Source organism: Sporosarcina contaminans (genome assembly GCF_042679045.1).
Lineage (GTDB): Bacteria > Bacillota > Bacilli > Bacillales_A > Planococcaceae > Sporosarcina > Sporosarcina contaminans.
The window spans coordinates 39514-49515 of sequence record NZ_JBHTLT010000019.1 but is presented as its reverse complement, the minus strand read 5'-3'; the positions used below and the strand labels follow the sequence as shown (position 1 = coordinate 49515).

The 10002-nt window shown below is 35.3% G+C and carries 9 protein-coding genes; all 9 read right to left on the bottom strand.

Translation table 11 applies throughout. The features are described 5' to 3' along the window. Positions 1-90: 90 nt before the first annotated feature. The 9 genes from ACFQ38_RS04020 to ACFQ38_RS03980 all read right to left on the bottom strand — a co-directional run bounded on the left by ACFQ38_RS04020 (position 91) and on the right by ACFQ38_RS03980 (position 9990). Entirely contained in the window at positions 91-1293 is a 1203-nt protein-coding gene (locus ACFQ38_RS04020; protein ID WP_381479840.1) for a restriction endonuclease subunit S, read from the bottom strand. Then, positions 1277-2848 (bottom strand): type I restriction-modification system subunit M, encoded by a 1572-nt coding sequence (locus ACFQ38_RS04015; RefSeq protein ID WP_381479839.1) that lies wholly within the window; start codon positions 2846-2848, stop codon positions 1277-1279. The genes ACFQ38_RS04020 and ACFQ38_RS04015 overlap by 17 nt, the downstream gene beginning before the upstream one ends. A gap of 92 nt (positions 2849-2940) precedes the next feature. Then, positions 2941-4881, bottom strand: coding sequence for an N-6 DNA methylase (locus ACFQ38_RS04010; RefSeq protein WP_381479838.1), 1941 nt, complete (start codon positions 4879-4881; stop codon positions 2941-2943). Between the two features lie 72 nt (positions 4882-4953). Beyond that, on the bottom strand, positions 4954-5256 hold the full coding sequence (locus tag ACFQ38_RS04005) for a DUF2325 domain-containing protein (protein WP_381479837.1): 303 nt from the start codon (positions 5254-5256) through the stop codon (positions 4954-4956). A gap of 17 nt (positions 5257-5273) precedes the next feature. Continuing rightward, entirely contained in the window at positions 5274-5732 is a 459-nt protein-coding gene (locus ACFQ38_RS04000; protein ID WP_381479836.1) for a hypothetical protein, read from the bottom strand. An 826-nt stretch (positions 5733-6558) separates the two neighbouring features. After that, complete coding sequence (rlmH, locus tag ACFQ38_RS03995; protein WP_381479835.1) at positions 6559-7038, bottom strand: 23S rRNA (pseudouridine(1915)-N(3))-methyltransferase RlmH; 480 nt, start codon at positions 7036-7038, stop codon at positions 6559-6561. A gap of 79 nt (positions 7039-7117) precedes the next feature. Then, a complete protein-coding gene (locus ACFQ38_RS03990) occupies positions 7118-7282 on the bottom strand; it encodes a CxxH/CxxC protein (RefSeq protein ID WP_336824558.1) in 165 nt (54 codons plus the stop codon). Between the two features lie 182 nt (positions 7283-7464). Then, positions 7465-8760, bottom strand: a complete 1296-nt coding sequence (locus ACFQ38_RS03985) for a S1C family serine protease (protein ID WP_381479834.1) — start codon at positions 8758-8760, stop codon at positions 7465-7467. A gap of 441 nt (positions 8761-9201) precedes the next feature. Further along, a complete protein-coding gene (locus ACFQ38_RS03980; protein WP_336824556.1) occupies positions 9202-9990 on the bottom strand; it encodes an MBL fold metallo-hydrolase in 789 nt (262 codons plus the stop codon). Between the last annotated feature and the right edge of the window lie 12 nt (positions 9991-10002).

The window sequence follows — 10002 nt, the reverse complement described above, 5'->3', positions numbered from 1 at the left end:
GCGAGGTTTATTTGCCATACCTAAAAAACATGGATATCAGAAACTAATACAATTAAATTTCCAATTCACTCGATTTTGGTCCTTGACTTATTACCACTGGGCTTTTCTTGCTAGTATTGATAAATGCACAGTTTTAAAATTGTCCAATAGATTATTTTCCTTCCTCTTACTCTCTTGTATGGTAATAAAAGAAGAAATGACTTTGTTATAATGGTTTAACACCTTTTCATCGGGCAATATCAATGGATAATTCATAATCCAATCTTTATCCCCTCTAGGCATTTTTGTACCTTTACTTCCAGCCATAACATAATCAAAAAAGTCATCTCTTTCAAGCGTATAGTATAGGAATTTAGAAAATATGTCATTATTTGTCCCTAAGCATAATACATCATTTGAACAACCACCATTAAATGTTGCCATCCATATTTTTTTAAAATACGGTCTAATATTAGAAATTAGGATATTACCTGTCTTAAATTCGTTAACTTTGTTCACGTTTGGGATTTTTTGGCTTTCAACTACTCCGCCCCGATTTGGTAACATATTTTCTGTAGAAATATAGTTTTTTGTAGTTAACTTTTCAAGGAGGATTTTGTTATTTATATACTGCGAAATATCTTTTAAACTGCCAACTTTCCAACCTTTAGGAATTTCCTTATTTATAGTTTCATTAAACTCCATTTTTCCACCATTAGATTTATATGGCATACAATTTTCATCAGGAAATTCAAAGTTAACAAACCATTGATTGTATATGGTCTGTGCAGTTTCCTCTAACTTTAAAACAAATTGGTTGTTCAACTTTATTCTATTTTCTATTACATTGTATTCTTTTACTATTTTCCTTTGCTCTTCAATAGAGGGAATAGGTAGTTCTACATTACACATATCTTCCCAACTAAATATTTCGCGAACACTCCCATGAGAAATATATCTTGCGTATCTATCGAATTCTGGTCGCTTAAACCACATCATTAAATATTCAGGTAAAAGTTCATTATTATTAATTACCTCAAAACAAGTATACGATTGTGATATCATTGCCTCTTTATAGTCTTCTAATAATGCTATAGAAATCCTATCGCCATTTCTTGAGGTTACTGGACCATAAGCAAACTGTCCTCTTTTAACCAACTTATATGTTTTCATATTTGTACCTATAGTATTAGCAATTGATGGGATAAACTCCTTTTGGATACTAACTCCAAGCAAAATAACTTCTTTTAGTTCCACATTACGAATATTTATTTCCCTTATATAGTCTCCTAGCCGCTTATAATTTGATTTCATAACCTAACTCCTTAAAAACGCTAAGTAAATCATCTTTAGATTTTCCTTCAGCTTTAAGTAATTCAGTAAACTCAGATTGTAGTGATGTCATTTTCTCATCAAAATCAATATTCTCATCTCGGTTAATGAACTCTATATATTTACTTGGAACTAGTGAGAAGTCGTTTTTCTTCACTTCTTTTAAGGTTGCACTATAACATAGTTCTCCAATATTTCTATAATCATTTTCATAACTAGTTTGTTGCCAATTATGGTAGATTGTCGCGATATTTTTTATATCTTCATCAGAAAATTGAACATATTTTTTCTCAAATGGGACTCCCTTTTGTCTTAAATCCATAAATAGAATTTCATCGGTGCGATTTCTATATTTTTTTAACTTGCCATTTTGTTCAATTGTACGAGCTTTCTTATTTTTATTCAGGATCCAAAGAGTAACACTTATATCAGTTGTGTAAAAGAGATTTCTCGGTAATACTATGATGGCTTCTACTAAATCATTTTCAATCAATTTCTTACGTATTTTGTATTCATCGCCACTACCACTTAATGCACCATTAGCTAATAAAAATCCAGCTACACCATTTTCAGATAGTTTAGATACAATATTTAAAATCCAAGCATAGTTTGCATTACCTCTAGGAGGCACCTCGTAACCAGTCCAACGCGGGTCATCTGTCAGCTCATTTTCACCTCTCCACTGTTTCTGATTAAATGGGGGATTTGCCATTATAAAATCTGCCTTCAAGTCCTTGTGTTGATCATTAAAAAAAGTATCAGCAGCTGTTTCTCCAAGATTAGCTGAAATCCCTCTTATAGCTAGGTTCATTTTCGCAAGTTTATAAGTTGTATTTGTATATTCCTGACCATAAATCGAGATATCTTTTTTATTTCCTTGATGTGATTCAATAAACTTTACTGACTGTACAAACATACCACCTGAGCCACATGCGGGGTCATAAATCTTACCTTTATATGGTTCAAGCAATTCAGTGATTAGTTTTACAATGCTCTTGGGAGTATAGAACTCTCCTTTACCTTTACCCTCTGCTAATGCGAATTTGCTAAGGAAGTATTCATAAATACGTCCAACGATGTCTTGTTCTTTATCTTTTAGGGTGTCGATATTATTAATAGTATCTATTAGAGATGCTAGCTTACTCACATCAAAATTTAAGCGAGAATAATAATTGTCTGGTAATGCTCCTTTAAGTGATGGATTATTTTTCTCTACAGTAAAAAGTGCAGTATCAATTTTTAAAGCAATATCTTCTTGTTTCGCATTCTTTACTAAGTAACTCCACCGTGAAAGTTCAGGCAAGTAGAACACATTCTTCATGGTATAAAATTCAACTATATCTACATATTTTTCTTTTCCCTCTGAAATTAGCTCTTCTTTACGTTCTTCAAATTTATCGCTCGCAAATTTTAAAAAGATAAGCCCTAAAACAACATGCTTGTATTCGGATGGCTCGACAGAACCACGTAGTTTATTGGCAGAATCCCATAGAGTTTCTTCCATACTTTTTTCTTTTACTTGATTATTTTTTGCCATTTGTATAGCCTCCTATCGCTCTTACATGACCAATATTTTATGAATAAATTTAGTTGGTCAGCCCATGCCCTATCATGAGCTGACTTAATATTTTAATCTAATATTTCAATTACATTTTCAATTCCCATTTTACTATAGGCACTTAATTTTCCTTGCTTTAATTTTTCCTCTGCTTGTTTTATCAAATCTATATATTTCTGTTCGGCATCATTAACTGTTTGATTTATTTTCTCTTGCTCATCTATTTCAATATCAGGAAACTCAATATCCTCAATATCCCGTGTAGTTAATGCTTTTACCGTCCCACCCTTTTTCATGCCCTCAATGAGAGCAACACCAACTGGGCTTTCAAGGAAGATTTTAATGTACTCCGGCTTATATGCCTTATCCATAATTCTAATTCTTATAAACATATTAGATAGTACTAAAGGTTCATAATGGTCGGGAACGATTGCCACTTTATAAGCCGTTCCACGACTAGCTATAATAATGTCACCACTTTCAACCATATAACGTTCGGCATTATTAACTGGAATTACTTCAATACTTTCTAAGTCTATTTTACCATCTTCTACATCCTTTAGTTGGATAACCTTATATCCTTTTTGGCCTTCTTTAATTGTATTCTTTGATGGTAAGTTAACTCCGCGCGATAATTGGGCTATTTCTTTTAAAGTCCTCTTATTTTTAACCTTTTCATCATATACAGCTTTATTTATAATGACATCACCAAATTGGGTTTCCACTGTTTGGCTTGTAAAATAGTGGTTTGGATTTAGATTAAATTCACTTTCTATAATCTCTGTTAGGGTGGCAACTTTCACATCTTCTGTGTTTGTTGAAGATTGTTCATACATAGCAACAATCGAATCAATATTTTCTTGTGTTAAATAATGTTGTGAGCGACCTTTGCTTGTAAACTGTTCTTCAGCATTTATAAATAAAACTTGCTGCTTTCTACTTGATTTCTTCTTATTATTTAATACCAGCAACACAGTTTGAATCGCAGTATACGACAAGAGTTTATTTGGTAATAATACAATAGCCTCGATAATATCATTGTTGACAATATATTCTCTAAATGCCCTTTCAGCATGAGAGCTTCTTGATAATACTCCTACAGGAACTATTACAGCGGCTTTTCCTGTTTCATTCAAAGATGCAACTGTATGTTGTAAAAACGCTAAGTCACCATGCATTCTACTGATTTTTCCCATTCTACCGCTAAAACGACCATAAGGATCATAATCCATCATTTGTATATTGTTTAATTTCAAACCAAAGGGCTGATTCATCCCAATGTAATCAAACTGCATTAAGTTACTATCATTCTCTATAAATGCGGGAGAGAACAATGTATCACCTTTTGCAATTTGAAATCGTGATAAATCTATACCATTTGTAATTGCGTTCATGTACGCTAGAGCAACATTAGATCCATTTATCTCTTGCCCAAACATTGATATGTCATCATTATTGAAACGATAAGCTTCAATTAACGATCCTCCAATTCCTGCTGCTCCGTCGTACACACTACCATTAGAAGGATTTAATATTTCTATCATAAGTTTATTTAACCCTTCTGGTGTTACAGATGTTCCCAACTCTTTTCCTTCATTCTCCATAAGTCGTTGTATGAGATGTAAGAAATATTGACCAGTTAAATTTGTATCTTGAAACTCTTCTATTGTTAAAGAACTTCGGTCCATAATCATTAGGCAATCATACAGTACGTGGTCTCCTATCTTTGAAAGAGAAAAATTACTTAGTAAATCTAGATTAAACTCATTATTATGCACGATCTTATAAAATAACTCATCAATCAGATTTCCTATATTATAGTGAGAAGAACTGATTCTTTCCCACGATATATCATCTGGTATAGTTATTGAATGACTTTTATTTACTAACAAGAATTTTGCTGTAAAAATTCTACTCCCTACTTCATGATATTGATAGGACTGCACCTCTCCTCTGAGGCGTTCGCCAATTGCCCAACTTGCTTTATTTGCTCTTAACTCAATGTTATCCATATAAGTAACAACTCCTCGTCAATGTATTAACTGTATTCTAATAAGGTATTTTAAATTCCTTTTAATCATCTTTTAATAAAAAGCCACATTCTCGTGGACAGCATTTATAACACTAGAAATTCCTTTACTACGGTGATAAACCACTTTAATTCCAAATTTCTCTGCAGCATCTTTAACTGCATACATTGTACCATGAGATACGGCTGATAGTATAACTATAACACATTCAACATCTTTTAATAAGTTGCTGAAATAATTTTCGGTCCCTTTTCTTTTTATTCTTCCATCATGATATTTTAACTCAAAATTTAATGTCTTTAACTTGTTCTCGTATCCTTTTTTATTATCACCACCAATAATGGCTACCTTTTTCATATTACTCACTCCATCTCTTAAATTTCTAATTCCCTAGTAACATTTAAATATGTAGTAATCTGTTGACGTTTACTACTTAATAGGTCTGCTAGTAACTTAACGTCTGAAGGTGTTACCTTTGCCATTCTACTAATGTGTTGTTTTCTTGTATTACCTTCTCTGTTAACATTCTTTTTCAGGACTGTCTCAAATTTTACTAATTTCCCTCTAGGAGTGATCCTAAAGTTATTCAATCCCATTATGCTTAATAGGGTATTGAGCTTTACTGCTTTCTTTTCATGGTTAACGAATTTAACATTTGGTGCAAATATTGCTCTTGAATCTATTTCTACAGTGTCAACGATAAACCCAATTTCCTTGAATACTTCAGAAAGGTATTTTAAATTCCTTTTTTGTTCCTCCGAAAATAAATCACGTTGAAACATTCTTTGATTATTTGTCGCTATTCTACTTCTTTCTGCAATTGTTCTATTCATAATAGAAACCCTCCCAATATTTTATAAAGTTTTAACTTAATTTTTCTGTCTAAAATAGTTATACCACAAATCACCAATACTTGTAAAGGGTATTTATAATTCTTTTTTAAAATATTTATGACTCAGGAATTATTGTATTTATAATACTAAAAGAGAAGACAAATGAAAAGCCATATAGATAAAGGTGTTTTGCCAAGATCTCAAAAGATAGTCTAATTTAAATGGGGCCTTTTTTTCTGATTAATAGATCCATATGTTTTAATTAATGAATTATTAAAAAACAAATGTATAATAATGGTAGGAGGGGTTTTGGGTGAATGATAAAATAGCTAGTCTGGATATAAATGAATTATACGATTTATTTACTTTTTCATATACAATCCCGATTGAGTTTAGGGATATTGTAAAGACCGCAATTAATCGTTATGCTCAACCGTATAAGCGCATTCTGAAGAAACACTTAATCGGATGGTAGAAAGGTAACCTCACTTTGGATACATTCAAATACTTAGGAACCAATAAGGAATTCCAATTTAACTATAACCAGTGGAAAGGTCATCTTGCTGAGTGGATTGTATGTTATGAGTATAACTCTATAACGAATAAAGGAAATGGAGTATTAACTTTTGATAATATTACAATCAAACAAAAAGAAAGATTCAGAACAATTAAAAATATAGAACTTGAATTTGATTTTACTGAAATGAATATATCCAAAAGCTTTATACTTATCCATTTGCTATATCGAGAAACGGATAATGAACATACATTTTCAATACCCGCCTCTGACAATGAATTACCACCTTATTTACAAAAGTTTTTGCCTCTATTTGTGGTACGGTTCCCCCCGCATAATCCGAAACCCACGATAAATCTGCTCCAACAATACCAACTTCATCAGCTGATGCGGAAGCGTCATTTTTGAGAACGACAGCAATTCATCCGCCCGCTTCAGTGCGTCTTTATGTAATCCGAGAGATCCGCCGATAACAAAAACGACTTTGCTTCGGCCGTATGTCATTAACGATTCCATTCCTTCAGCCAATTCTTCGCTTGTTTTCATCTTTCCTTCAATCGCTAACGCTATGACGTATGCATCGGGGCTAATTTTCGCCAAGATGCGGTCGGCCTCTTTTTTCTTAACGATTTCCATATCTGCTTCGCTTAACGATTCGGGTGCTTTCTCGTCAGGGACTTCAACGAGGTCGATTTTGGCGTAGGCGCCTAATCGTTTGGCATATTCATCGATGCCCATTTTTAAATATTTTTCTTTTAGTTTGCCTACTGTAACAATTGTAATATTCACAGGTTGTCCACTCCTTTTTAAAAGTTATAAACAGGACTTATGCACATATCCACAATACTTATCTACATATTGTGTCCGATTATTCGTTCGCCACAATATACAAAGCAAGCTCCTCACAGTAGCTACACTTTGTGGATAACTTTTCGTCTTCATTTAACTCTTTCATGATTGGAAATGTTTCATAGTTTGCGACGAAAACGTCAAGTGCATGATTTATATGGGTTTGACAGCTATATGTTTTCATTTTAACTCCTTCTTTCCATTTTTATTTTTTACACAAAGTTATGCACAAATTCAGGTTTTTTATCCACATTGCTTTTTGGAGGGCAAAAAAACAGGCAGGAGAGCCGATGTTCCGCTACCCTGCCCAATGTGGATAATTTTTTGTAGAGTGTGTGTAAAAATTGTAACATGAACGCTCTATTTTTAAAAAGTATTGCCGTCTTTGAGTACCATTTCAATGTCCAACGGTTTGCCGTTTCGATAAACTTTCATTTTCATCGTTTGACCAACTTCTTTTTCATTATATAAATGTTTGCGAAGGCTAACCATATCCTCGATTTTCTCTCCATCCATTTCCACTATAACGTCGTATCGTTGCACTCCCGCTGCTTGTGCAGGCGTGTTTTGGAAAACTTCCGTTACGACTACACCGCCCGTTATATTTTTTGGCAAGTGCAATACTTCTTGTTGCTGGTGCGTTGGGATATCTTGAAGATTCAACAAGCTGACACCCATTGTCGGACGATTTACTGTGCCTGTCGTTTCAAGATGGTCGATAATCGGGATAGCAATATTGATTGGAATTGCCAAACCGATTCCTTCAACAGTAGCTTCTGAAATTTTCATGGAGTTGATGCCAACAAGTTGTCCAGCCATATTAATGAGCGCGCCGCCAGAGTTTCCTGGGTTGATGGCTGCATCAGTTTGCAGAACGTCCGCCTGCCAATCTACACTGCCATTATTATCGAAATCAATCGGGATGGAACGGTCTTTACCGGATACAACGCCAACTGTTACGGATCCTGCAAAACCAAGACCTAATGGATTTCCGATCGCTATGACTGTTTCTCCTCTTTTCAATGCATCTGAATCGCCAAATTGTATGACAGATTTTACGTGCTTCGCATCAATTTCGACAACAGCCAAGTCTGTCCACAAATCGCTTCCGATTAATTTCCCATCCACTTTCGTTCCGTCATCAAAAGTAATCTCAAGCTCTTGTGCATTTTCGACGACGTGATGATTCGTAACGATATAAGCTTTATCTCCCGATTTCTTATAAATGACTCCTGAACCTGAGCCTGTCTCTCTCGTCATTTCAGAGGACGACCAAAAATCACGGACTGTTTGCAAGTTCGTAATACCGACGACTGCATCCGTCACTTCTCCGACGATTTCCGTAATATCTGTATTAATATCGACAGACAGCTGCTCTTTTTGCAGCGCATTTTCATTGCTCTTTACATTATCAACTAAAGGCGTCTCCTCATTATTTCCCGCAATTGCATTCATTAATAAAAAGACAAGCAATCCTCCAATAACGGCGCCAAGGAGAGAAGGCAAAAAACCACCGCGCCGCTTCACCGGTCTCTCTCTCATATGATTTGGTTCATTTTCAAGGTTTTTTTGTTCAAAATTATGTTCTGAAATTTGTTCAGAATCTTGTTCAGGAACAACAGGTTCTTCCTCCCGACGCGGCTCTTTGTTGTATTCGTCCATTTTCCTCTCCCTTTCTGTAGACAGTTACTTTTACTTTACCCATTTAAATTGTAATTCAATTATATTTGCCGTCATTTCATTCATAATCCAGAAAAAGATTTGTGAAGATCTTGCTTTAGGTTGTAATGAAGGACAGGTTTTATGTAGATAAGTGCAGCGTTACTTATTGCAAGCGAAACATTACATGTCCAAAACGTTTAGGAATGCCTTTTTAGCGTTACTATACTGGCGCAAGCTACTCATTTTCTGGCGCACATATAATAAATACTGGCGTGAACTGATCTGTTTTTGGAGTAAACACAATAAATACTGACGCAAATCAATTCTTTGAAGATGCACATCTACAAGCACCACTGATTCTCCCACTATCCAACAATCAAAAAACACCACCGAATGTTAGGCCTGTCTAACATTCAATGGTGCGATTACTTTTCTTCCTACTTAGACAGGTACAAGTTCAGTCGGCTTTTCTGCGTCGGTGTCAAACAGATGGACATATTCGCCTGTACGGATGCCGCATGTTTCCAATGTTTGCGAAACACTCATCCTCGCCAAGTCTTTCATATTATTATCCTTACTTAAATGTGATAAGTAGATCATCGTTTCTTTTTGCGCAACGACTTCGCTCATCGCTACCGCTGCATCTTCATTGGACACATGCCCAACATCGCTTAAGATGCGCCGCTTGACGGACCAAGGATAGCGCCCCATTTGCAGCATGCCGACATCATGGTTGCTCTCAAAGACAAATGCATCCGATCCAGCAATATGACCTTTCATGCGATCGCTCACATAACCTGTATCTGTAATGATCGATAGCTTGCGGCCATTTTCATGGAATACATAAAACATAGGGTCCACTGCGTCATGTGATACAGCAAAAGATTGAATGTCCAACGTGCCGAATGACATCGTTGCCTCCATATCAAAGTGAAATCGCTGTTCCATCGGAATTTCTCCGACGAGTCCATCCATTGCTCGCCATGTTTTTTCATTCGCATAGATGGGTACTTTGTGACGCCGCGCCAATACGCCAATCCCTTTTATATGGTCACTATGCTCGTGTGTAACGAGGATGCCGTTCACTTGCTTCATCGATCGACCGATGCTTTCAAGTTGCTGTTCCATCCGCTTTGCACTAAGTCCCGCATCCACTAAAAAAGCATGTTGCTCTGTCTCGATATAAACGGAATTCCCTGTACTCCCGCTCGCCAAAACACTAAAGCGCATTTATAAAAACTC